The sequence below is a fragment of the Paenibacillus aurantiacus genome, assembly GCF_042431225.1.
GTDB classification, from domain to species: domain Bacteria; phylum Bacillota; class Bacilli; order Paenibacillales; family Paenibacillaceae; genus Paenibacillus_Z; species Paenibacillus_Z aurantiacus.
In genome coordinates this window covers 142,690-167,668 of the sequence record NZ_JBHMDO010000034.1, presented here as the reverse complement: position 1 = coordinate 167,668, position 24,979 = coordinate 142,690, and the positions used below count along the sequence as shown (strand labels likewise).

Annotated in this window: 21 protein-coding genes and 1 pseudogene; 21 read left to right on the top strand and 1 reads right to left on the bottom strand. The window is 54.9% G+C overall.

From position 1 onward, the window contains the following. Window positions 1-99: 99 nt before the first annotated feature. The 5 genes from sfnG (at window position 100) to ACFFSY_RS22240 (ending at window position 6,034) form a co-directional block, all read left to right on the top strand. Entirely contained in the window at window positions 100-1,176 is a 1,077-nt protein-coding gene (gene sfnG, locus ACFFSY_RS22260) for a dimethylsulfone monooxygenase SfnG (RefSeq protein WP_377498192.1), read from the top strand. A gap of 64 nt (window positions 1,177-1,240) precedes the next feature. Continuing rightward, complete coding sequence (locus tag ACFFSY_RS22255; RefSeq protein ID WP_377498190.1) at window positions 1,241-2,446, top strand: acyl-CoA dehydrogenase family protein; 1,206 nt, start codon at window positions 1,241-1,243, stop codon at window positions 2,444-2,446. 286 nt (window positions 2,447-2,732) lie between these two features. After that, window positions 2,733-3,548, top strand: a complete 816-nt coding sequence (locus ACFFSY_RS22250) for a sugar phosphate isomerase/epimerase family protein (RefSeq protein ID WP_377498188.1) — start codon at window positions 2,733-2,735, stop codon at window positions 3,546-3,548. A gap of 35 nt (window positions 3,549-3,583) precedes the next feature. Beyond that, window positions 3,584-4,795 (top strand): substrate-binding domain-containing protein, encoded by a 1,212-nt coding sequence (locus ACFFSY_RS22245; RefSeq protein WP_377498186.1) that lies wholly within the window; start codon window positions 3,584-3,586, stop codon window positions 4,793-4,795. 72 nt (window positions 4,796-4,867) lie between these two features. After that, complete coding sequence (locus tag ACFFSY_RS22240; RefSeq protein ID WP_377498184.1) at window positions 4,868-6,034, top strand: levoglucosan dehydrogenase; 1,167 nt, start codon at window positions 4,868-4,870, stop codon at window positions 6,032-6,034. A gap of 95 nt (window positions 6,035-6,129) precedes the next feature. On the opposite strand, the gene ACFFSY_RS22235 is transcribed toward ACFFSY_RS22240, so the two are convergent. Then, the gene (locus tag ACFFSY_RS22235) at window positions 6,130-7,941 is read right to left on the bottom strand and encodes a cache domain-containing sensor histidine kinase (RefSeq protein WP_377498182.1); all 1,812 of its coding nucleotides are present in this window, start codon (window positions 7,939-7,941) and stop codon (window positions 6,130-6,132) included. Between the two features lie 64 nt (window positions 7,942-8,005). Between ACFFSY_RS22235 and ACFFSY_RS22230 the strand changes: the two genes are divergently transcribed. From ACFFSY_RS22230 to arsC, 16 genes and pseudogenes are all read left to right on the top strand, one after another. Next, window positions 8,006-9,442 (top strand): helix-turn-helix domain-containing protein, encoded by a 1,437-nt coding sequence (locus ACFFSY_RS22230; RefSeq protein WP_377498180.1) that lies wholly within the window; start codon window positions 8,006-8,008, stop codon window positions 9,440-9,442. A 28-nt stretch (window positions 9,443-9,470) separates the two neighbouring features. Further along, window positions 9,471-10,886, top strand: coding sequence for an extracellular solute-binding protein (locus ACFFSY_RS22225; RefSeq protein ID WP_377498178.1), 1,416 nt, complete (start codon window positions 9,471-9,473; stop codon window positions 10,884-10,886). Window positions 10,887-11,067: 181 nt separating this feature from the next. Continuing rightward, complete coding sequence (locus tag ACFFSY_RS22220) at window positions 11,068-12,240, top strand: substrate-binding domain-containing protein (protein WP_377498176.1); 1,173 nt, start codon at window positions 11,068-11,070, stop codon at window positions 12,238-12,240. Window positions 12,241-12,305: 65 nt separating this feature from the next. Next, window positions 12,306-13,805 (top strand): sugar ABC transporter ATP-binding protein, encoded by a 1,500-nt coding sequence (locus ACFFSY_RS22215; protein ID WP_377498175.1) that lies wholly within the window; start codon window positions 12,306-12,308, stop codon window positions 13,803-13,805. Continuing rightward, window positions 13,786-14,769, top strand: coding sequence for an ABC transporter permease (locus ACFFSY_RS22210; protein WP_377498173.1), 984 nt, complete (start codon window positions 13,786-13,788; stop codon window positions 14,767-14,769). The genes ACFFSY_RS22215 and ACFFSY_RS22210 overlap by 20 nt, the downstream gene beginning before the upstream one ends. Beyond that, window positions 14,766-15,935, top strand: coding sequence for a Gfo/Idh/MocA family protein (locus ACFFSY_RS22205; RefSeq protein ID WP_377498171.1), 1,170 nt, complete (start codon window positions 14,766-14,768; stop codon window positions 15,933-15,935). Before ACFFSY_RS22210 ends, ACFFSY_RS22205 begins: the two co-directional genes overlap by 4 nt. A gap of 20 nt (window positions 15,936-15,955) precedes the next feature. Then, window positions 15,956-16,990, top strand: coding sequence for a zinc-dependent alcohol dehydrogenase family protein (locus ACFFSY_RS22200; RefSeq protein ID WP_377498169.1), 1,035 nt, complete (start codon window positions 15,956-15,958; stop codon window positions 16,988-16,990). Window positions 16,991-17,039: 49 nt separating this feature from the next. Then, entirely contained in the window at window positions 17,040-17,891 is an 852-nt protein-coding gene (locus ACFFSY_RS22195; RefSeq protein ID WP_377498167.1) for a sugar phosphate isomerase/epimerase family protein, read from the top strand. Window positions 17,892-18,147: 256 nt separating this feature from the next. Continuing rightward, the gene (locus ACFFSY_RS22190; RefSeq protein WP_377498165.1) at window positions 18,148-18,498 is read left to right on the top strand and encodes a YheC/YheD family protein; all 351 of its coding nucleotides are present in this window, start codon (window positions 18,148-18,150) and stop codon (window positions 18,496-18,498) included. Between the two features lie 45 nt (window positions 18,499-18,543). Next, the gene (locus tag ACFFSY_RS22185) at window positions 18,544-19,293 is read left to right on the top strand and encodes a polysaccharide deacetylase family protein (RefSeq protein WP_377498163.1); all 750 of its coding nucleotides are present in this window, start codon (window positions 18,544-18,546) and stop codon (window positions 19,291-19,293) included. Window positions 19,294-19,569: 276 nt separating this feature from the next. Further along, complete coding sequence (locus ACFFSY_RS22180) at window positions 19,570-20,013, top strand: ASCH domain-containing protein (protein ID WP_377498161.1); 444 nt, start codon at window positions 19,570-19,572, stop codon at window positions 20,011-20,013. A 156-nt stretch (window positions 20,014-20,169) separates the two neighbouring features. Continuing rightward, window positions 20,170-20,622, top strand: a complete 453-nt coding sequence (locus ACFFSY_RS22175) for a PepSY domain-containing protein (protein ID WP_377498159.1) — start codon at window positions 20,170-20,172, stop codon at window positions 20,620-20,622. An 81-nt stretch (window positions 20,623-20,703) separates the two neighbouring features. Beyond that, window positions 20,704-21,402, top strand: coding sequence for a response regulator transcription factor (locus ACFFSY_RS22170; protein ID WP_377498157.1), 699 nt, complete (start codon window positions 20,704-20,706; stop codon window positions 21,400-21,402). Beyond that, window positions 21,399-22,778: a sensor histidine kinase gene (locus ACFFSY_RS22165; RefSeq protein ID WP_377498155.1), complete on the top strand. Its 1,380-nt coding sequence runs from the start codon at window positions 21,399-21,401 to the stop codon at window positions 22,776-22,778. Before ACFFSY_RS22170 ends, ACFFSY_RS22165 begins: the two co-directional genes overlap by 4 nt. A gap of 1,297 nt (window positions 22,779-24,075) precedes the next feature. Next, window positions 24,076-24,528, top strand: a pseudogene (locus tag ACFFSY_RS22155) (ArsB/NhaD family transporter); the annotation flags it as partial. A 14-nt stretch (window positions 24,529-24,542) separates the two neighbouring features. Further along, the gene (gene arsC / locus ACFFSY_RS22150) at window positions 24,543-24,968 is read left to right on the top strand and encodes an arsenate reductase (thioredoxin) (protein ID WP_377498151.1); all 426 of its coding nucleotides are present in this window, start codon (window positions 24,543-24,545) and stop codon (window positions 24,966-24,968) included. The last annotated feature ends 11 nt before the right edge of the window (window positions 24,969-24,979 follow it).

The window sequence follows — 24,979 nt, the reverse complement described above, 5'->3', positions numbered from 1 at the left end:
CTGAACGAATGCTTCAGGTGCCTTTTCTAGTCCTTTCGTTCATTAGAAAAGGGTTTGCCCTTGTCTATAGATCAACATTTTACGAAGAGGTGAGCAATCGTGTCATTAAAGTTTGCTTATTGGGTTCCGAACGTCAGCGGGGGCTTGGTCATTTCCAAAATTCCGCAAAAAACCGGTTGGTCCTACGAGGATAATGCGCGCTATGCCCAGCAAGCGGAGGAGGCAGGCTTTGATTTCGCGCTGCTTCAGACGAGGTTCATTGCCAGTTACGGCGCCGACAATCAGCTGGAGGCGGTCGCGCTTGCGTCGGCCCTTGCCACGGTGACGTCGAAGCTGAAGCTGATTGCGGCCGTACTGCCTGGGCTTTGGCATCCGGGAACGATCGCGAAGGCGATCTCGACGATCGACCAGATCAGCCGGGGGCGGGCTGCCGTCAATATCGTGAGCGGCTGGTTCAAAGGCGAGTTTCACGGGTTCGGCGAACCATGGCTCGACCATAACGAGCGTTACCGCCGCTCGGAGGAGTTCATTCGCGTGCTGAGGCAGCTTTGGACGGAGGAGGAGACGAATTTTCGGGGCGATTTCTACCGGATTAACGGAGCCCCGCACAAGCCGAAGCCGAGCGTTCTCCCTCCTGTCTTCCAAGGCGGAAATTCGGCTGCAGCCCGCGAAATGGCGGCGCGGGTGTCCGACTGGTACTTTATGAACGGCAATACGATAGACGGGTTCAGCGCCCAGATCGAGGAGGTATCCCGACTCGCCGCCGCCGAGAATCGCAAGCTGAACTTTGGGGTCAATGCGTTCGTAATCGTTCGCGACACGGAAGAAGAAGCGCGCCAGGTACTGCGGGACATTATCGATTATGCCGACCCTGAAGCGGTTGAAGGCTTCCGAAGCCAAGTTCAGTTCGCGGGTAAAGCATCGCCGGAGCGCGAGGGCATGTGGGCGAATTCCAATTTCGACGATCTCGTGCAGTACAATGACGGCTTCAAGACCGGCCTCATCGGAACGGCGGAGCAGGTTGCGGACCGGATCATCGAGCTGAAGAAAATCGGCGTCGATCTTATCCTGACGGGATTCCTTCATTATGACGAGGACATTAAAGCGTTCGGCGAGAAGGTCATTCCGCTCGTGCGGGAGAAGGAAGCGGCGCTGCTCAGCACGTCGGCCACGTGAAGCTCATTCATGAAAAAGGCGACGGAGTGACAAATCAACTCATATACAAAGGAGCGATTGTTCGATGAGTACACAAGTGAATCAGGTTAACGCTGGGCCGGACTACGAAAGCCTGCGGGCCGAAATCCGCCAAATCGTAGAAGCTGTGATCAAGCCTCGCGCTGAAATTACAGACCGAGAAGGGCTCTTCCCGAGAGAAAACCTGGAGGCCTTGGCGGAAGCTGGCTGGAACGGGGTCCTCATTCCGGAGCGTTATGGCGGCCGGGGACTCGACCATGTCGCGTTCGCGATTGCTGCCGAGGAGGTTGCGAAAGGCTGCCCGTCTACGTCGCTAGTCTATGTCATGCACGTTGGAGCCGTTCAAACCATCGCCTTGTACGGCAACGAGGATCAGAAGGAACGTTGGCTGAAGCCGGTACGCGGCGGCTCCATCGGCACGTATTCCACAAGCGAGAAGGCATCCGGCGGACACTGGTGGTTTAACTTCAGCGAGGCTTCGCGGGACGGCGAGGACTACATCCTAAACGCGGAAAAATCGTTCACGACAAGCTCCGGGCAAGCGGATTTCTATGTGTTCCAGACACGCACGCCGGGGGCGCAGACGCCGACAGACGTCAGCTTCTTCATCGTCGACGGCACGCTGCCGGGGATTAAGCCAGGCGTGTGGGAGGCGCTTGGCGTTCGCGGCAATCATAGCGGACCGATTACCTACGAGGACGTGCGGGTCGCGCCGCAGGATAAGCTTGGCACGGAAGGACAAGGCCGCGAAATACTCGAAAGCGGCGTGTCGCCGGTCTATTTGATCGGACTCGGCTCGACTTGGCTCGGCGTTGCGGAAGCGGCGCTTGAAGCATCGGTCGCGTACGTCAAAAATATGGTTCATCGAGATTTCAATAAACGTCTGGCGGATTACCAAATCATCCGTCAGCAGCTGGCCGAGGTGCAGGTGCTCATCTCAAGCTTGAAGCCGTGGCAAATTTCGCTGGCGAAGCAGCTGGACGAACTGCAGGCGCAGGGCCGTCCGCAGGTGGAGCTGCTGCTGCCGCTCGTCGAATTCAAAGTTCACGCGGCCGAGGTAGCCAATAAAGCAACGAAGGCGGCGCTGGATGTAACAGGCGGCTATGGGTACAAGAAAGGGATTTTCGAACGGCTGTTCCGCGACGCGCGCGCCGGAATCGCGATGGGACCATCGAACAATATTGCGCGGGAATGGATCGGCAAAGGGCTTGTCGGGCTGCCGCTGGAGCTGTGGTACGAGGGAGGAGAATAAGCACGAATCGGCATCGGCATGAAGTCGTGCGGCAACCCGCATGCCTTTAATGAATATACGAACGAAAACAGCCTCCGGGAGCACCATGACCGCGAGGCTGTTTTCGTTGCTTTCGGGATCCTTGATGGCGCGAAACAACCGACGCTAAAAATACCCGCGCTTCCGGCTAATTTATTCCGCTTATTCTGGCTCGCAATGCGTTTTATACTTAGCTTAGCAGCCAACCGTGCCTGTCGCGTTGCAGGAATATGAAGACGCTGTCATCGAAAGGGAAGGAGAATGAAACATGAAAATCGGCTATCAGACCAATACATGGGGCGGCGTTGTCGGCCATCCTGCCGGGGTGACGTCGGTCAAAGATTCGTACTATCTGGCCAACGGCTCCACGGAGCAGGCGATCCGCGACATTGCGGCCGCCGGCTATCAGGGAATCGAGCTGTTCGACGGCAACCTGGTCCAGTACGAGAACCGGATCGACGAATTCCGCCGGTTGCTAAGCGACAGCGGTTTGGCCCTGATCGGCGTTTATACCGGTGCCAACTTCATCTATGAGGACATCCTCCCGGACGAAATGGCCAAGATCGAGAAGACGGCCAAGCTTGCCGCCGCAGCCGGCGCGGAGCATTTGGTGCTCGGCGGAGGAGCCGTCCGCGCTGCCGGTATCCGGGACGAGGACTTTGCCGCGCTTGCCAAAGGGCTTGACAGCGCTGCCGGAATTGCAAAGAAATACGGCCTGCGCGCTAGCTATCACCCGCACCTGGGCACCATGGTGGAGCGCCCCGACCAGCTGCATCGGCTCATGCTGCTTACGGACATTACGCTTTGTCCCGATACGGCGCATATCGAAGCGGGAGGCGGCGATCCGCTGGAGGTCATTCGGAAGTACGGCAGCCGGATCACAACCATTCACTTCAAGGATTACCGCTCGGGCGCATTCGTTCCGCTCGGCGAAGGCGGACAGCCCTTCGCCGACATGCTAAGCCTTCTGCGGGAGCAGGGCTATGACGGGTGGGTTACGATCGAACTGGATAGCCACGATGATCCGGCGAAGGCGGCAAGTATAAGCAGGGCCTATTTGAGAGATACGCTGCATTTGCGATAGAAGGTTCATACAAACCAAATGGGGGGACCTAATCCATGAAAAGATCGACCCTGCTTTCTATTACGCTCGTCTGCCTGTTACTTCTCGCTGCCTGTGGCAACGGAGGCTCGAATGCGAATACGGCCGGCGAGGCGTCAGACAACGCAGTATCCGGTACCGCAGCCAACACGACATCAAATGCCGGGACAACGGATGCGGCCGGCTCTGCCGACGGCCCGATTACCATTAACCAGGCTCTGCCGGACAAGGACATCCTGAGCAAGGGTCCCGACGGCGAAAGCGCCGTCTCCGCCAAAACGCTGTCGCTCTCGCCGGAGGAACTGGCCAAGGTCCAGGAAGGCAACTACACGGCGGCGATCTCCATGCACTATGCCGGCAACGACTGGTCTGCCGCTCAGCTTAAGGGGCTCAAGGATACGTTCGCCAAGATGAACATCGAGATCGTCGCCACGACCGACGCGAACTTCAAGGTGGAGACGCAGGTGGCCAATATCGAGACGATTCTGGCCAAGAAGCCGAATATTCTCGTCAGCATTCCGGTCGACGCAGTATCCACGGCCACTGCGTACAAGAAGGCGGCCGCCCAGGGCGTCAAGCTCGTCTTCATGGACAATAAAGCCGCAGGTCTTACAGCCGGCAAGGATTATGTGAGCGTCGTATCCGCCGACAACTACGGCAACGGCGTGGAAGCCGCGCACATTCTCGCCAAAGCGATCGGCGAAGAAGGCGACATCGGCGTGATCTACCATGATGCGGACTTCTTCGTGACGAAGCAGCGCACCGAAGCGTTCGAGCAAACGATCAAGGAATCGTATCCGAATATTCACATCGTCGAGCGCGGCGGCATCGCAGGCCCGAACGACGGAGAGAAAGTAGCCGCGGCGATGCTGACCAAGCATTCCATGCTGAAGGGCATGTTCGTCGTATGGGATGTGCCGGCTGAAGGCGCCATGGCCGCCGCCCGTTCGGCAGGCCGCAGCGATCTCGCCATCTCCACGATCGATCTTGGCACGAACGTTGCCCTGGAAATCGCCAAGGGCGGCATGATCAAGGGTCTCGGCGCCCAGCTGCCGTACGACCAGGGCGTAGCGGAGGCTATCTTGGCCGCATATGCGCTGCTCGGCAAGGAGGCACCTCCTTATGTTGCAGTCCCGTCGCTGCCGGTCAATCAGGAGAACATCCTGGATTCGTGGAAGACCGTATACCATGCGGAAGCGCCGAAAACGATTCAGGATGCGGCCAAGTAATAAGGCGTACAGCAAATGCGGAAGTTCCGCTTCCGAACGATAAGGTACAAACAGAGAAGGAGAGAATAACATATGCGTACGTTAAATGTTGGAATGATCGGCGGCGGATTTATGGGCAAGGCCCACTCGCTGGCCTATGCGGGGATGCCGATGTTCTTCTGGCCGGCGCCGGCCATTCCGTTCCGTAAGACGGTCGTGGATATCCGCGACGACCTGGCGCAGGAAGCTGCAGCCCGCTACGGCTTTGAATCTTACGCCTCCGACTGGAGAAAGGTTGTCGAGGATCCTTCTATAGACATTATCGACATCGTGACACCGAACAATACGCACGCCGAAATCGCGATCGCGGCAGCCAAGGCGGGCAAGCACATTATTTCCGAGAAGCCGCTTGCCCGGACGACCGAGGAAGCCAAGCAAATGCTGGATGCCGTTACCGCAGCCGGCGTGAAGCATATGGTTGCTTTCAACTACCGCCGGACGCCGGCTGTCGCCCTGGCGAAGAAATACATCGAGGAAGGCGCGATCGGTCGCGTGCTGAACTTCCGCGGGACCTATCTGCAAGACTGGTCTGCCGACCCCAATTCGCCGCTGTCCTGGCGGTTCCGGAAGGATATCGCAGGATCGGGTACACTTGGCGACATCGGCACCCACGTCATCGATTTTGCCCGCTATCTGGTTGGCGAAATTACGGAGGTCATGGGTACGGCGCAGACTTGGATCAAGGAGCGTCCGGTATCGTCCGGGCCGGTCGACAAGCTGGGAACCGTGAAGGCTTCCGGCGACGTCAAGAAGGGAGCCGTCGACGTCGACGACGAGATCAGCACGCTGCTCCGGTTCGAGAACGGCGCGGTCGGCAGCATTGAAGCGACGCGTAACGCGTGGGGACGCAACAACTTCCTGACGTTCGAAATCCATGGCGAAAAAGGCTCCATCGCGTTCAACTATGAACGCCGCGACGAACTGCAGGTCTGCTTCGCCGACGATCCGGACGACCGCCGCGGATTCCGGACGATCTATACCGGTCCCGCCCATCCGAACGGCTCGGCGCTATGGCCGATTCCGGCGCTCGGCATCGGCTATGGCGAGACGAAGATCATTGAAGCGCATGACTTCATCTCCGCCATTGTGAACGATACCGACGTATCGCCGAACTTCCACGACGGCTACCGCATTCATGTGATATCCGATGCTATCATGGCTTCTGCGAAGAGCGGCACTTGGGTCAAAACTGTCGAGTAACCCTTTACGGAAAACCCGAGAACATCAAAAAGAGACAGTCCCTAACGGATCGCCGTTCGGGACTGCCTTTTTTTCGTTTCATCGCGCAGAGGGACTTACCGGTTCGATGATCGTCCGGCTGGAATCCGGAAGCGGAACCGCGTTCCTGCGCCCGGCTCGCTCTCGACGACGACCTCCGTTTCGCTGCCGTAGACGAGGAACAGCCGACGGAAGGTGTTGCGTACCCCGGTATGCGACCCGAAATAGGGATCCTTCGACTCGCCTTGTTCCGCGATCAACTGCCGGATGCGGCGGAGCACGTCCGGTTGCATGCCGGTGCCCGTATCCTCGATGTCGACCTCCAAGCGATTCTCCTGAAGGGACACCTTCACGACGAGCTTGAATTCGTCTGCCGTCATGTTGGGGCTCCAGCCGTATTTGATCGCGTTCTCGATAAATGGTTGAATGCTGAGCTTCATGACGGGCACGTCCATGGCCGCCGGATCAATGTCGAACCGTGCGCTCACCTCTTGGCCGTTCCGATAGTAATGGATGGTCAGGAAATTTCGGATGTAATCCAGTTCCTCGCGGAGCGGCGCCCAGCCGTTATCGTTCCGGACCGTGAAGCGCATCATGCGCGAGACCGACTGCACCATGTCGCCGACGGCGTCGCCGTTGTTCCGGGAAGCGTAGGAATCGATCGTTTCGAGCGTATTGAACAGGAAATGCGGATTGATCTGGGCCTGCAGCTGCAGCAGCTCCCGCTCCTTTTCCCGCAGGTTGGCCTGATACACCTCGCGCTCCATCCGCTGCAGCTTCTCCAGCATCTGGTTGAAGCTGCGGACCAGGTAGCCGATCTCGTCGTACCGTCCGCCCTGCGGAATCGGCACGTACTTGCCATGTCCCAGATTCAGCATGCCGGCCTTAAGCTTGTACAGGGGACGCAGAATGACGCTCATAACCGGAAACGCCACGATCAGCGCGGTAAGCAGACTGAGGACCGCGATCAGCAGCGACAGTTGAACCGTCTGCCGCACCGCCTTATTGATCGTATTCAGGGGCGCGGTCCAGACGACCAGCCATTCGCTGTCGGGAAGCGCGGCATAGCTGGCTTGGTATTCGGTATGGCCCGAGCTGAAAAGGAACGTTTGATTCGACCCACCGTGATCGACCAGCGCGTTATTGAAATCGCGCATAACGCGGGAATCGACCGGCGTCTCCGACACGGTGGCACCGGTTCGGGTGTGCATCAGGATCACCTGACCAGGGCGTCCGGTCTGCTCGCCCCGCAGCATGCTCTTGACCCGGTTCTCCTGGATTTCTAAGACGAATACGGCCCGCGTTACGCCGGTATCCGTGTCCAGGATGGGCCGGATATAGGAGAACGTCGTATCTTTGCTGTAGAGCACGTATTGCATCGCGTGCGGCTCGCTCAACGCATTCCGGTTGATCCGGAACGCCTTCTGGTACCAAGGGTCTTCGCCAAAAGCATAGGCCGGATCGAGCTGCCGTTGATAGGAGTCGAAGTACACCTTCCCCAAGCGGTCTATGTAGAGCACGCCGATCACCTCGGGGTGGAATTGCAGCGAGCTCCGGACGAGCGGCCGGAACCGCATGAGATCCTCAGCCTGATCCTTCAACCAGCTGTCCGGCGTACCCATGTAATGAACGAAGGCCGGCGAGCTGAAGAGAGGGTCGAAGGATTGATTCAGGCTCTGGAGGTAGGCGTTCAACTCCGTCGATACGAAATCCACGTATTGCGAGGAGATGGAGCCGGAATATCCCGTTCCGGAGCGGAACATGAACGTATTGGAGTTATAAGCGACCAAGGTTATTGGGATGATGGATATCAGGATCAGCAAGACGAATAGCTTGAATTTCAAGCTAAGCCGGTTTACGATACGCATGACGAATGCGGGCAGGACCACGATAGGCTACCTCCTGGCGTGTGACGTACTCCATCCAGGTTGGCCGAAAGGAGTAAGTTCGATTATGAAAATTTGCGTGGTCGATGACGAACGCGAGGTTCGGATGAGCATTCTCCAGAAGCTGAATGCGCTGTTTCCGGACGACGAAATATTTGACGCCGAATTCGGCCATCAGGCGCTGGAACGGATTGAGGTGGTACGCCCGGATCTGGCCTTTCTGGATATCCGCATGCCGGAGATTGGGGGACTTGACATCCTCAAGCGGCTGAAAGCCAGTTACCCGGCCATGCATGTGGTCATTATATCAGGGTATGATGATTTTGAATACGCGAGGCAGGCGCTGCAATACGGGGCATCGGATTATTTGCTGAAGCCCGCGGACCGCATACAGCTCAGGGAAATCGTAAACAAGGTCCGGAGCTCCCTGCAGATGTCGCTGCTCCAAGAGGTGAGGCAGTGGATCGACGCCGTGAGCATTCCCTTGCTCGCCGGTCTCCGGATCGTGCCACGGGAAGCGGGAATCTGGTTCGACGAACGGCTGTGGAAGGCGATCTCCTTCGATCACGGGGACACAGGTTCGGCGAGCCCTCGTAACGGCGAAACCGGCCTGGTATTTACCTTCGCCTTGGAGGACGGAACGGAAGGGTCCGTCGTCGGCATGACGATCGAGCCGGCGTCCGGCGGCTTTCGGGAAAAGACGGATTTCCTCCCATCCTTTCTGGCGGAATACCGGAAGCTCCGGGCGCGCATGTTTTTTCAGTCGCGCCAGGCGACAGCGGACAGCGGCGGCCGCTCAAGCAAGGAATGGACGCGCCGGGCAGACGCTTGCCGCGAGCGGATCGTCTTGCATGCGCGCGGCGGCGATTACGTAGAATTGGAGTCCGCCTTCGACGAATGGCTGGAAAGCCTCGGCCATCTGGATTATGCCGCGCTGGAGCGCCAGTGTGCCTATCTGATGGCGCTTCTGGACGAAGGGCTGTCGAAGAAGGACATGCTTATCGTCGACGAGGATATCCTGCGTTACTGGCAGCAATGGGTGTCGAACCACACCTCTTGGGATACGCTTCAGCAGCGTTTGCGGCGGATTGTTCTTGGCGGCATAAAAGCGATCCAGGACGTGGAGCGCAAGGAGCGCAAGGAGAGGGATCAGCCCCCAGGCAGCTGGTTTCAGCAGGCCTTGTCGCTCATCGAGAGTTCCGCCGACATGAACGTCAGTCTGGAGGCGGTCGCGGAGGCGGTGAATGTGCATCCCGTCACGCTGAGCCGGATGTTCAAGCAGCAGATGGGCGAAAATTTCGTCCGGTACCTGACGCGCAAACGTCTGACGCATGCGAAGGACCGCCTGCTGCACACCCATAAAAAAATTAATGAAATCGCCGAGGAGACCGGTTACGCGGATCATGCCTATTTCAGAAGTCTGTTCAAGCGGGAATTCGGCTACTCGCCCTCCGAATTCCGCAAGCAGCACGGGATTAATGGGGGGCTGGAGGATCATGAGTAAGATACCGTGCGGAAGATGGACAGCCGGAATGAAACGATTGCGAGTCGGATGGATAACGCTGTTGGTTGCCGCATTGCTTCTTGCCGGGTGCAGCCAGGCTGGCGACGGCGAGCCCCAGGAGCTGCCTGTGACGGCGCCTCCGCTGCGGGTGCTGTATGCGACCGTTGAAGCCGGTTCGGAGGCCGTGCTAGCGGCGACCGAGCGTTATCGGGACATGACCGGCCAACCCGTCGAAGTCGATACGTTTCCGTACAACAGTCTGCAGGAAAAGGTATTTTCGGAGCTCGCGCGGAAGAGCGACCATTATGACCTGTTGGCCGTCGATACGCCCTGGATGCCGAGGATTCTTCCGCATCTGGAGCCGCTGTCCGCTTACATCCAGAGCGCGGATTCGCCGATGCGCATGGACGATTTTATCGCCAAGGTGTTTCTGGATACGTCCGTCTTCGATTCGATTCAGTCGCGCCAGCAGCCGCCTGCCATGGATGTCATTGATGTGGACCGCATCCAGAATGCCGGCTTCGATATTTGGAGCCTGCCCATCCAATCCAATGTGCTGACCGTCAGCTACCGGAAGGATCTGTTCCTCGCCCCGGCCAGCCGGACCGCGTTCCGACAGCGGTACGGCCGTGAACTCGAGGTTCCTCGGACGCTGGACGAGTACCTCGACATCGCCCGTTTTTTTACGCGGGACACAGACGGAGACGGATTAGTCGACCTGTACGGCACCACGCTGATGGCGGGCATGAGCGAAGCCAATTTCGTCGATTTCAAATCGTTCCTGAACGTGTATGGCGGGGAGCTGTTCGACCGGAATCTTCGACCGGTCTTCAATTCGCCGGCTGGGGTTCGGGCGCTGGAGACGTACGGCGATTGGATCCTCAAGGACAAGGTGACGCCTCCGGGCGTAACGGGATACACCTGGGATGAGGTCGAGATCGCCTTCGGCTACGGGCAGACGGCGATGGGAATGAATTATCACGACATGTTGCTGAACCCTAAGGTGAAAGGTCAGGTGGGCTCGTTCATGTTTCCCGGCGTGGAACAGAAGGGTACGATCGTCCGGGGACCCCATTTCGGCTCGTGGGGGCTGGCCGTCAACAAGTACTCCCGGCAGCGGCAAGCAGCCTTCAACCTGGCCGCTTTCCTGACGGGTGCCGAAGCCCAACAGGGCTATCTGAAATACCGCCACCATGTGACGCGCATATCGGCCTACGAGGCGGCACGGCATCTTCCGGACGCTGCGCAGCGGGAATATTACGACGTCCTGGGGGCGTCGCTAAAGGTTGGCGTGGGCCGTCCGCGCATCAAGAACTACAATCAGCTATCCGAAGCCGTGCAGACGGCGGTGCAGAGCTATCTGTCCGGGAGACAGACGGCTAAGGCTGCGCTGGACCAGGCAGTGGATACCGTCTCGCAATTCATGATCATGGAAGGCTACTGAAGGCCGGGTTCGCGAAAGTTCGCGGACCCGGTTTTTTTGTCAGGATTCTCCGGCTAAAAAATTCCCCCCGCGCGGTTAAATTCGTCGGCTACAGCCGTTCCCGCCATCCCGGTATACTCAAGATACGAATCGATCGCAAGCGTCCGGTTCGATAAAATGGCGAAAGAGCGGGGGAATCAGAATGAAGAGAAAGTCATGGACAACCGCTGTCGCGGTACTGCTCGTTAGCGGGCTGACACTAGCCGGCTGCGGCTCGGCAAATACAAATACGGCGGCTACGGAGGTCAGCTCGAAAAACTACAGCGCTGCAGCATCCGGACCGCTTACCATTAATCCGAATATCCCGGATCTGCCGGTGCAGGACATCGGACCGAACGGCGAGAAGGCGGTGTCCGCCAAAGAGCTGAAGCTCGCCGAGGACGAGCTCAAGAAGATCAAGGACGGCCATTATACAGCCGCCATCGTCATGCATTACTCCGGCACCGATTATATGAGTGCGGCTGTCGGCGCCATGAAGAACACCTTTGAACGGATGGGTATCAAGGTGGTTGCGGTAACGGACGCCCAGTTCAAAGCGGAAAAACAAGTGAACGACATCGAGACGGTGCTGGCGAAGAAACCGGATGTCATGATTTCGGTTCCGGTCGATGCGGTGTCGACGGCAAGCGCCTACAAGAAAGCCGTTCAGCAGGGCGTCAAACTGGTGTTCATGGACGGCGCGGCGCAAGGTATGAAGCCCGGTAAGGATTACATCAGCATCGTATCAGGAGACAACTACGGCAACGGCGCGCTCGCGGCGGACATTATGGCCGAGAAGCTCGGCGGCAAGGGCAAGGTCGGCGTGGTGTTCCACGATGTCAACTTCTTCGTCACGAAGAACCGCTCGGACGCCTTCGAGAAACGAATGAAGGAGAAATACCCGGACATCGAAATCGTGGCCCGCGGCGGCATCACGGATCCGAACAAGGGTGAAGAGGTCGCTTCGGCGATGCTGACGCGCCACCCCGACATCCAGGGCATCTTTGCCCCATGGGACGTGCCGGCCGAAGGCGTTATGGCGGCCGCTCGTACGGCGGGCCGGGACGATCTGGTCGTGACGACGGTCGACCTCGGTACGAACGTGGCGATCTCGATTGCATCCGATGGCATCGTCCGCGGTCTTGGCGCCCAGCTGCCTTACGATCAGGGCGTGGCGCAGGCCATTCTGGCAGGCTACGCGCTGCTCGGCAAACAAGCGCCTGCATATATCGCGTCCCCGGCGATCAAGGTGACGAAAGAGAACGTGCTTGACAATTGGAAGCTGATCTACGGCCAAGAGGCACCGGACAGCGTGAAGAACGCGCTGAAGCCATAATGATCAGAATTAGGCGGGACGTCCCCAGGGGCCTTCCCGCCATCCCATAAAGAAGGTGAGTGCGAATGAATCAACCCGTGCTGGAGATGATGAACATCTCCAAGGCGTTTAACGGCATTACGGTTCTCGACGATGTTAGCTTCTCGGTGAACAAAGGTGAAGTACATGCGCTGATGGGCGGCAACGGGGCGGGCAAATCCACGCTCATGAAAATTCTCACCGGCGTGTATTCAGCCGACAAAGGCGAAATCCGAATCGAGGGAAAGCCCGTTACGATTCACAGTTATGAGGACGCGAGGGCGAACAACATCTCGATGATCTTCCAAGAATTCAGTCTGATTCCGACGCTCACGGTTGCGCAGAACATCTTTCTGACCCGCGAGGCGAAGACAGCGATGGGGCTGCTGAACGACAAGGACAACAAAATCCGCGCCGCCAAGCTCTTAAGCGATCTGGGCGTGGACATCAAGCCGGACGATGTCGTGCAGAACCTCGGCGTCGGCTACTGGCAGATGACCGAAATTGCGAAAGCGCTGTCACAGGAAGCGAAAGTGCTGATCATGGACGAGCCGACCTCGTCACTGACGAAGACGGAGACGGAAGTGCTGTTCTCGTTCATCGAGAAGCTGAAGGCCAAAGGCTATGCCATCATCTATATTTCGCATCGGATGGACGAAATATTTAAAATTTGCGACCGGATCACCATCCTCCGGGACGGACGTAAAGTCACGACGGAAGTGATCAAAGAGACGAACCTCGAGACCGTGATCCAGCAAATCGTCGGCCAATCCTTCAACAAAGCGTTCGAATGGGTGGAGCGCGATTACGCGAAGGAAGCGGCGCCGGTGCTCGAGATGCTCGGCGTCTCCTCGGGCGAGCGCGTCCGGGACGTAAGCCTGAGCATTCGTCCCGGCGAAATCGTCGGTATTGCCGGCCTGATGGGAAGCGGGCGGACGGAGCTGCTTCGCACGATTTTCGGCATCGATCCGATGGACAGCGGCGAAATCCGCATCAACGGCAAGCGGCGCTCGATTCGCAGCGCAACCGACGCGATTGATGCAGGTATCGCGCTCATCCCGGAGGATCGGCGCGTGCAAGGTCTGGTGCTGCAGCACAGCGTGCGGGACAACATGATCCTGCCGATCATCCGGAAGCTGAAGAGAGGCCCTTGGCTCGACGACCGAAAGGCGAACGACGTCAGCAAACGGATGGTCGAACGGCTGAATATCAAAACGGACAACATTTTCAAAACGAGCAACCTGCTGTCGGGCGGCAACCAGCAAAAGATCGTACTGGCCAAATGGCTGGCGAACGATCCGGATGTTCTTCTGCTCGACGAACCGACCATCGGCGTCGACATCGGCGCTAAAACCGAAATCATCGACATTGTCCGCGAAATGGCGGAGAACGGCAAAGCGGTGCTGGTCGTTTCCTCCGAATTGCCTGAGCTTCTCGCGCTCAGCGACCGGGTGCTGATCATGCACGAAGGCCGGCTCATCAAGGAATTGCGGCGGCAGGACATCCACACAGAGGAGGAGCTTCAATATGCAATCCAAGGGTATTAATCCGGCGAAGCCGGCCGCGTTCGCGGGACTCAAGAGCTTCGACTGGCGCAATTATATCGTCTATATCGCATTCATCGGCGTGCTCATATACTTCTCCGTCACGTTATATTCGGACGGGTTTCTGACGACGGGCAACCTGCTCAACATCTTGCGGCAAACGGCGACCATCTCGCTGATGGGTCTGGCGATGACATTCGTGATCAGTACGGGAGAGATCGACCTCTCCGTCGGTTCCATCGCCGCCTTGTCTTCGCTCACGGGCGCCTTGGCGGTATCGCACGGCTTCGGCGTTATCGGCGGTCTCATCGCCGGACTCGCAACCGGCGTTCTTGTCGGGCTGGTCAACGGCATGCTGGTGACGAAAGCGGCTATCCCGTCGTTCCTCGTGACACTGGGTACGATGGGCGCGGTCAAGGGCCTTGCCATGTGGGTCACGGACACCGCGCCGGTGCCGATCGTGAGCGACACGTTCAACTTCATCTTCGGCGCGGGCGATATCGGTCCGATTCCGGTTCTGCTGATCTGGACGCTGGTGTTCACGATCGTCGCTCACGTATTGCTGCGCAAAACGTCGTTCGGCCGGCAGACGCTGGCGACGGGCGGCAATGAGACCGCAGCCCGCTTCTCCGGCGTCAAGACGATGCGGATCAAGCTGCTGGTCTTCCTCGGCACCGGCCTGATGGCTGGACTTGCCGGACTGCTGTATGCGGGCCGGATGAACGCCGGCCGGTTCTCCTTCGGCGAAGGCGACGAGCTCTCGGTTATCGCTGCGGTCATTCTCGGCGGCACCAGCCTGTTCGGCGGCGTCGGCACGATTATCGGCACCGTCGTCGGCGCAATCATGATTGGCACCATCAACAACGGCTTGATCATCATGGGCCTCGACGTTTCCCAGCAGATGATGATCAAGGGTCTTATCATTATCCTGGCCGTGATGTTCGGCAAAAAGGCGATGAAGAAATGACGGCCGCTAAAATTAGGGCGGGCGTCATCGGCACCGGTTTTATCGGACCGGCGCATATCGAGGCCATGCGCCGGCTCGAATTTGTGGAGGTCGTGGCGCTGGCCCAAGACGGCGAAGAGAAGGCGCGCGAGAAAGCGGCGCAGCTCGGCGTGCCGCTGGCCTACGGCGATTACCGGGAGCTGCTGGCCAATCCGGACATCGACGTGGTGCATAATTGTACGCCGAACCACCTTCATTTCGAGATCAACAAGGCTATTATTGCCGCGGGCAAACATGTGCTGTCCGAGAAGCCGCTGGCGATGACGAGCCGCGAGTCGGCGGAGCTGCTCCGTCTGGCGCGCGAACGCGGCGTCGTGCACGGCGTCAATTTTAACTACCGGCAATATCCGATAATGAAGCAGCTGTCCGAAATGGTCAAGCACGGCGAGCTAGGCCCGATCCATCTCGTGCACGGCAGTTACCTGCAGGACTGGCTGCTGTTCGATACCGACTATAACTGGCGGCTGGACCAGGGGGCAGGGGGACGGTCGCGGGCGGTCGCGGACATCGGCTCGCACTGGTGCGATACGGTACAGTATGTAACGGGCAAGCGGATTGCGGCCGTTTTCGCGGATTTGTTGACGGTTCACCCGGTCCGGAAAAAGCCGATCGCAAGAGGCGTGACGTTCGGCCTGCAAGCGGACGGCGGCGAGTCCGCCTACGAAGAGATGCCCGTCAGCACCGAGGATTGCGCGTCGGTGCTCGTCCGGTTCGAGGATGGGAGCAAGGGCTCCTTTACCGTTTCCCAGGCGAGCGCAGGCCGCAAGAATGCGCTGAGCTTCGAGCTGAACGGCAGCCGAAAGTCCGCGTATTGGAAGCAGGAAGAGCCCGCCAGCCTGTGGATCGGGCACCGGGACAAATCGAACGAGGTGTTGATGGCGGATCCTTCGCTGTTCCTGGAGGAAGCCCGCATGTCCATCCACCACCCCGGCGGGCATACGGAAGGCTGGCCGGATTCGCTCAAGAACATGATGCTTCAATATTATTCGTTCATCCGTGACGGCAAGGATCCGCACAAGGATCGGCCGAGCTTCGCTACCTTCGAGGACGGGCACCTGTCCATGTGCATTACCGAAGCTATTCTTCGAAGCCACGAAGAGGAACGATGGATTCGCGTAACAACCTAACACCCAAGGAGGGTCTTAACATGATGAAGGCGGTTGTTTTTCCGGGAGACAAGAAGGTCGAAATTAGGGAAGTGCCGATTCCGTCGCCGGGCGGCGGCGAAGTGCTGCTCAAGATGAAGGCGTCCGCGATCTGCCGCAGCGACATGAGTCTATACTACGGCAGCGATGCGGTGGTTGGGGGCGAAGCGACCAAATCCGGCTGCATTCATCCCGGCCATGAACCGGCCGGTGAAATCGTGCAGGTGGGCGAAGGCGTAACCCGCTTCAAGGAAGGAGACCGCGTGGCGGTGTACCTGGCTGTCGGCTGCGGCGAATGCGCGCATTGCAAGAGCGGCTACAAGATGTTCTGCCCGGAATGGAAATGCATCGGCTTCGACCAGCACGGCGGCGACGCGGACTACATGGTCGTGCCGGCCGAGAACTGCATGCGCATCCCCGATGGCATGAGCTACCTGGTGGCAGCGGTATCTACCGATGCGGTCGGCACGCTGTACCACGCGCAGAAACGGCTGGCCATCAACGGCCGCGACACGCTGGTCATCTTCGGCATGGGTCCGATGGGCGGCGCCGGCGTCATGGTCGCCAAGGGGCTCGGCGCGACCGTCATCGCCGTCGACATGCTGGACGAACGGCTGGAGGTCGCCAAGGAACTCGGCGCCGATTATGTAATTAACGGCAAGGAAGACGTGCTGGCCCGAGTGATGGAGATCACGGGCGGACGCGGCGCCGACGCCGCGATCGACTGCTCCGGCAGTCCGCATGCGGAAAATACGGCGCTGAACGTCCTGAGGCCGCACGGCCGCGCCGCGTTCATCGGCGAATGCCGAGAACTTACCATCCATCCTAGCAATCAGTTGATTCGCAAGCAGGTCACCGTCATGGGCTCATGGTATTTCCCCATCTTCGAATATGACGAAATCACGCGGTTCATCCTGGAGAAAGGACTTCCGGTGGAGAAACTCGTCTCCCACACGTTCCCGATCGGGGAAGCGGAGACGGCGTTCCGGATGTTCGATGAGCGCAAGACGGAGAAAGCGGTCTTTATCTGGGACTAATGCGGGCGATACAAGAAACAAGACTTTTCTTCCGAGAGGACGTGTACCGATGAAAGGACTTTCGTTCAATACTTGGGTGTACAGCAGTTTCCCCGTGTGGGTTCCGTCGTATCCGCTCGAGGAGACAATCCGGCGCATTGCGGGCTTCGGCTACGATGCAATCGAGATCGGCTGCGCCAGCCCTCATGCCTGGCCCCCGCATCTTACCGCCGAGCGCCGCCGAGACATCCTCGCCCTGTTGCGAAGAGAGAAGCTTGCCGTCTCGTCGATGCTTCCGGCACCGGGCGGCGGACCGGGCAACAACCCGAGCTCGCCGGTAGCGGAGGAGCGCGCCTGGGTCGTGGAGCATTACAAGGATATTCTGCGGCTGGCCCACGATTGGGAATGTCCGACCGTCATCTATCTGGCCGGCTGGGCCGTATTCGGCACGTCGCAGAAGGACGCCTGGAATTACAGTCTCGAGGCGCTTGACAAGATTGCGCCGTATGCGAAGGAGCTGGGCATCACGCTCGTGATCGAGCCGACGCCGACGGACAGCAACCTGATCGAATCGGCCGACGACGCGATCCTGCTCGCCGAGCAATCAGGCCACGACAACGTGAAGTTGATGTTCGATACGATTCACGCGCTGTACCGCAACGAGGTGCCGAGCGATTATGTGTACCGGATGGGCGACAAGCTGCACCATGTCCACATCTCGGATAGCGACCGTCTGCCGCCTGGACACGGCCGCGGCGATTTTGAAGCGGTGCTTCAAGCGCTGAAGGACATCAATTACGGCGGTTACCTGGCCGCCGAGATCGGCTTCCACAGCCGCCAGTCCGAGCCGGATTGGTATGCCAAGGAGAATATCCGGTCGCTGAAAGCCATCATGGAGAAAATCGACTGGAGAATCGGATAGCTGGAAAACTGCCCCGTGACAAGCTGCTTAACGGCCATTGGGCCGCCGTTACGAACGACCAAGCCCGACCAAGGGCTTGGTTTTTTTGTTTTTTCTCCATTCTGAAGTTGTTATGCCCTCTTAATACATTAATCTAGCAAATTTTAACTTGTCATTGAATTACATACTTAGCTAGTTTATAAGAAATCAGCAGGATGGAGAATGTGAGATAGTTTGTCCTTGCACGAATACCGGTTGTATGTAGGGGGAAAAACTAATGTCAAAGTTTATCGGAAGCAAATGGAAGAAAACCGTTGCGATTCAAAAGGATGAACGTGTAGCTCGCTGCATCCCAGAGACGGTTCTTATGATTCTTATGACCAAGGAGAATTTGAGCAGACTGTTGAAGCGTTATGGAATGGTCTATATTAAACCAGAGCATGGTACTTGTGGCAATGGCGTAAAACGGTATTTGGTTCAGCGCGGAATCAATCTTCTACCCTATGACGGGAAGCGGATGAAGCAAAATTCGTTCTTGAGTGAGGGGGAAAATGAGATCACTATTAACTCTCGAGGTTTCACCTATTGTGGGATCACATATTTCGAAGGCAAGGCTAGTAAAATTTGAACACCTAGGGAGGGGGAGTCAATTATTAGGTTAGGATTCGCTGTTGTGCTCGGAATTAGCTGCTTCTGGCTGGTCGCAGGTCATGGATTCGCAGCACCTGACAGGAGTAAGAGCGACTATGAACAGAGCGGAGATGTGGTCTGGCAGGTACCAACGAAAGATAAGGTAATTGCCTTAACCTTCGACGATGGACCCGATCCAACTAATACGCCGGCTATACTTGATCTTCTTGAGAAGTATAATGCCAAATCGACGTTCTTCCTGGTGGGGGACAAAGTAGAGCGCAGTCCGCAGCTTGTTCAGCGTGAGATGGCCTTCGGCCATGAATTGGCTAACCACACATACAGCCACAGTTATTTGAGCAGACGAATGACGCCGGATCAGATGAGACGGGATATCCTTCATGCGGAGAGCGTTATTATGGCCATAACCGGCAAGAAGTGTGAACTGTTCCGGCCACCGGGCGGTGTATTCAATGCGGGCTTAGTTAGCCAGCTTAAGCAAGAAGGCTATACAATCGTCATGTGGACTTGGCATCAGGACACCAGGGATTGGAGCAGGCCTGGTGTCAAAAAAATTACGGACACGGTCCTGAACCATGCCCGAAACGGCGACATTGTTTTGTTCCATGAATACATTAATGGGAAGTCGCAGACAATCGCGGCATTAGAGATTATTTTGCCGGAATTAATACAGCGAGGTTACCGGTTCGTGACGATTTCCGAATTGTTAACCTATCGGGTCAAAAACACCGATCCCCCGCAAAGCCCGTCTCTTATCGTAGCTGATAATTAGTTGACATCTTCATCAGTTCTATGAGGATACCGCTGCTCTGGAGCGGGTGCGTTTGGTGCTCTTCACGTGTAAAAATTTAAACACCGTTATTTCCGTTGTGAAGAACGATAGAGAATAACGGTGTTTTGCGATTAATTGTAGGTTTGGACGGCCGACAGGTGCCGGAAGTCAAAACATTGTCCCATGGTTATTGCGTCTCTTTTATGCGGATATGGAAAGTCTCGAGAATGTTTGGGGAATAGTAATTCATTATGAACAATATTGGAGCGTAGAGGAATGAAAGTATTATCCATGATTCAACCATGGGCGACTCTGCTTGTCCAAGGCGAGACTCTCTATGAAACAAGATCCTGGAAGACCCGGTATCGCGGACCGTTGGCCATTCATGCAAGCAAGAAAGTCGATAAGCAGGCCTGCAAAAATGAACCCATACGTTCTTTACTCGCCAAGAATGGCTATACGGAACAAAACCTCCCTACGGGGGTTATCCTTGCAACTTGCGAACTTACAAATTGTTATCAAGTCATCGACGCTAATCATACGTCAGCCATTCTGGATTGCGGGAAGGTTGTGACAGATGAGGATTTCCTGTTAGGCGATTACAGTCCAGGTTATTTTGCGTGGGAAATAGCGGGTTTCCGTCTGCTGAAGCCCTCTATTCCAGTGAAGGGAAAACTGGGACTTTGGGAATATCCGATAGACGAAGAGTTGATGATATGACCTTTATAAACAAGTAATTAGATGGGGGTTCTGACTCGTGGTTCAAAAACGAATGAAGATTCCTCACCGTTTTTTAATCAAACTCTCCCCTTGTTCTCATAACGACCGGTTAGAATGGAGTTTGTTCGGAACGCAATTAAAAGGAGGAAATATAAAATGAACAAACAAAAGATCATGATAGCCGCGCTGCTCGTCACACTGGTGGGCGGTGGAATTGCTGGCGCAGCTTTGCTCCCACAAGCTAACGCGGATACGCAGACATCGGCCGTGACTAACAATGAAGCCGGCAAGACGGGAGCCGGAAATGTAGAAAAATCCGACGGCGACGGCGAAGTGGCCGACGACCAAGAAGCATCCGATGGCGACGGCGAAGTGGCCGACGATCAAGAAGTTGCGAATGTCCAGCAAGTATTGAAGGATGCTGCCGTAACGAAAGAACAAGCAATCGCGATTGCCCAGAAGGAATTTGCGGGTACTGCCAAAGAAGTGAAGATCGAAGACGAAGATGGCAAGACGGTTTATAATGTAATCATTACGGATGCTTCTGGCAAGGAGCATGAAGTTAACGTTGATTTGTTAACCGGCAAAATTGCAGCAGAGAACGACTAATTTTAGTTTGAGGGACGAACCTAAGCAGGACAAACCTGCTTAGGTCTTTTACATTTGGGGAGGAAGTGAAGATGATAATCCATGAGGAAGCGCGTATTAATTGTAGAAGATGAAATGAAAGTATCCCGCTTGCTGCAATTGGAACTCACACATGAAGGGTACGAGGTGGAAATAGCGGATAACGGGAAGGAGGCGCTGTCAAAGGCCTCGACAGGTCATTGGGACATCATTCTACTCGACATTATGCTCCCTGAAATGACAGGAAGTGAGGTGCTGAGGCGAATCCGCAAGAGCGATCTTCTTACACCGATTATCGTGCTCACCGCACGCAACACGACATCTGAGAAAGTTAGTGGACTTGACTTGGGGGCCAATGACTATATGACCAAGCCTTTTGAGATCGAAGAACTACTCGCTCGTATGCGTGCGTGCATCCGAAATCGGACAGAGGACGTGGAATCGTCCCTGAATCATGCCACACTAAACGTAAGTGGACTTAGTCTAAACAAGAATACTCGAGACGTTATCCGGGAAGGACAAGTCATCGATTTAACACCCAAGGAATACGATCTTCTTCTCTATTTGATGGAAAATAAAAATCATGTCCTGGAACGTGAACAGATTATCACGCATGTCTGGGGCTATGACTTTCAAGGTGAAACGAATATCGTTGATGTCTATGTTCGTTATTTGCGGAAAAAAGTAGATTTGGATTTCCGGGTGAAATTGATCCAAACAATACGAGGCGTTGGGTATTGCATGAGAGATGAGCGGTCATGAAGCTGAAAAACAAAATCATGATATTAACCGCTTCGTTAGTGATCGGGATTCTGATTTGCATCGACATTTCCGTATATGGATTGTTTATTCGCAGCGCGACTCAGAGCGAAACGGAGTCCTTGCAAACGAAAGCAGAACAAATCATTGAAAAGGTCGGTGCGGATAGACTTATTCAAGGTGGACAACATCAGCTTCTGCGTCTGCTTCTCCCAGAAGACACAATGATACGCGTGGTAAATTCGGACAAGCAGGTGATCGAGAGCGTGGTAAGCGAAGAGGCTTTCGATCTTCCGACAATTAAGCTAAGCACTCAAATCGAATCGCAACTAATGGAGGACAATGAAACAAGTTTGCTTGTGGTCAGAATGCCTATCCGATCGGGATCGCAGCAAGTAGGCATGTTTGAAATCGCCGAAAAACTGGAGTCCCTGGACACGAACCTAAACCTTCTTATCACATTACTGACCGTCACGACGATCGGCGGGATCATTCTTAGTTTCATCGGGGGATCCTTGTTGTCTCGAGCCATCATTAAGCCAATCAGCAAAAGCATTCAAACGATGAAGGAGATCGAGGAAAGCCTGGTTTTCAAAAGAATACCGCTGCAAGGCTCCGTTCACAACGAGATGGCTCAAATGACAATTACCTTTAATCGCTTGATGGACCGTTTAGAAGAAAGCTTCGCTTCTCAGCAGCGGTTTATCTCAGATGCATCGCATGAATTAAACACGACCCTTACGATTGTCGAGGGATACGCTAATATGCTCCGCAGATGGGGCGGGAAAGATGAGACCGTGCAGAGAGAGTCGATCGAAACCATCTATGAAGAAACAAGACGTATGCGGTTCATGACGCAGCAACTGCTGGATTTAGCTGCATCTCAGAATTCGCACGTACGGGAAGCTGAAGCCTTCGATATGGTGAACATCTGCAAGCAATCTATTGCGTTAGAAAAGGACGTTCACAAAAGAGAGATTAAATTAGAGTTAGAAGGGTCGAGTTCGTCGATGATTGGCGACCCTTATAAAATAAAACAGCTACTGATTATTTTGATCGATAATGCACTGAAATACAGTAATGACGAGGTTCGCGTAAAAGCTAAATTCGAACCAAAACAAATTCGTATCCATGTCATCGATAAGGGCATTGGCATTCCGCGCAAGGAGATTAATCTTGTGTTCGAACGTTTTTACCGCGTTGATCTAGCTCGCCAGCGGAAGACAGGCGGTACCGGACTGGGTTTGGCCATCGCAAAAGAGATCGTGATCGAACATGGGGGGACCATACAGATTGACAGCGATGAGGGGGTAGGAACCGAAGTCATCATTACGATGCCTCGCAACTTTATGGAAAAGATTCCAAATGTTTCGCGATAGTCATACAGCGCAAAAGCTCATTGCAACCTGAGCTTTTGCGCTTTTTTGTTCATTGACTTTCATTTTTCGAGGTTATAGATAATAACGAAAGATCGTCCAAAGGTGGATATGCTGAGAAATTAAAAAAAGGGAGGTTTATCAGACCGCCTCCTTCACTCTTGCCCGCTCCATTAAAATTCACAAAATTCTACGTGCCCGCAAGTAAACGGCTGCTGTGATACCAGGTCAGCTTGGTGTGCAAGTAGGCAAGACTGCGACGTGTTCTTGCCTAGAGAAACTCCAACAGAAAGGTAGAATTGGTGTCGGGTAATTGCCCAGCGGAGGAACTATACGATACCTCGTCCGATCCTTTCGAAATGAAAAATCTGGCTGAAGATCCGGCTTGCCGGGATATACTGATTCGGATGAGGCTGGCGCTTGACGATTGGCAACAGACTTACGATGATCAGGGGGAAATGTCGGAGGAGGAGATGGTGCGCAGAATACGGCAGGAAGGAAGCCAGCCGCGGACGGCCGCTCCGCTTTTCAACCCGAGATGCCCGTATAGTCCCGGGATTGAAGCTGCACCTCAAGGCGGCTCGCCCCAGGGGCCTTTGCTTCTGCAACTGTTTTGTGCCGCTCAGGGGGCATCCATCGTTTATACGACTGATGCGGGTAGCAACAACATTCGATGGCGTCTTTATACCGGGCCATTGCGCCTGTCGGCAGGGATGACGACCGTGAGAACTCCATAATCTTGTTCAGAAACAAGAAGCTGAAGCGATACGAAAAGGACATTATTATATAAAATCTTCGAGAAATAGCAAAAGCCTGCCTGACCGCTATATTGTTGCTGCTAAATTGGCCTCTGATGCTATATTATGCTATCACAGTGCTTTTGAACTACATGGTATTGCAAACCAGGTGTATTATACTCTATATGTCCATAGTGACAAGCGGTTTACAACTTTCAAACACAAGAATATGACTTATCGTCACGTAAAGTTGAAAGAACCAGAAAAAGATGTATCAGTGTTCAATATAAATGGTCATCTCGTGAAGAGCACAAACTTAGAAAGAACCTTATTGGACTGTGTTCATAATTTACATTTTTGTGGGGGAGGGGACGAGTTTTATAATTCGATTAATACTGTCTTGGATCTGGATATAAAGAAGGTGATGACGAACATTGAGAGTTCTTATAAGGAAAAAGATACACATAGGAAAATGTGGTTCTTATTCGATCTCCTAAAAGACAAGTGGATTTACAATCATGATTTATTCGAACAAATTAAATCCACTCTTATGACACAGCTACTTCGTATCTACTGTAGGTGCCGGCTTCATAGCTGCTATCTTGTCATCTATCATGAACAACATGCCTACAGTTATGATCGATGCGTTAGCGATCAAGGGGACGTCGACGGAAGGAATCATTCGAGAATCCTTAATTTATGCCAATGTAATCGGGTCAGATTTAGGACCGAAGATTACGCCGATTGGTTCCCTTGCCACATTACTCTGGCTTCATGTTTTGTCCCAAAAAGGAGTCAAAATTGGATGGGGCTACTACTTTAAGGTTGGTATCATGTTGACCGTACCTACACTGTTCATCACAGTTATCGGCATGTATCTATGGTTGCTGGTGATTGACACTGTTTCGATAAACATCTGGGTCATTATTGCAGCAGTAGCAGTCATAGCTGGTGTTGCTTTGATTGTCGTGAATAAGCTCCAGTCTAAAAGTCAGACCAAACAAAACCTTAATTAGAGGGGATATCACTCATGGATAAAAAACCAATCGTTTATTTCTTGTGTACAGGTAATTCATGCCGCAGCCAAATTGCAGACGGCTTCTTAAAAGCATTAGGCGGGGACAAGTATGAAGTGAAAAGCGCAGGGCTTGAAGCACATGGATTAAACCCAAGAGCTGTAGCAACGATGCAAGAAGCTGGTATCGACATTACAAACCATTCTTCCGATGTAATTGATCCTGAAATCTTGAATCGTGCAGACTATGTCATTACACTTTGTGGTCATGCAGATGAGCATTGCCCAGTAATCTCTAACACAAATGTGGTGAAATGGCACTGGGGATTTGAAGATCCAGCAAAGGCAACAGGAACTGAGGAAGAAATAACGGCTAAATTCCGTGAAGTGCGCGATTCTATTAAGAGCCGTATCGGTGAGTTTGTTGAAACAGGTAAATAGAAAAGCGCAGA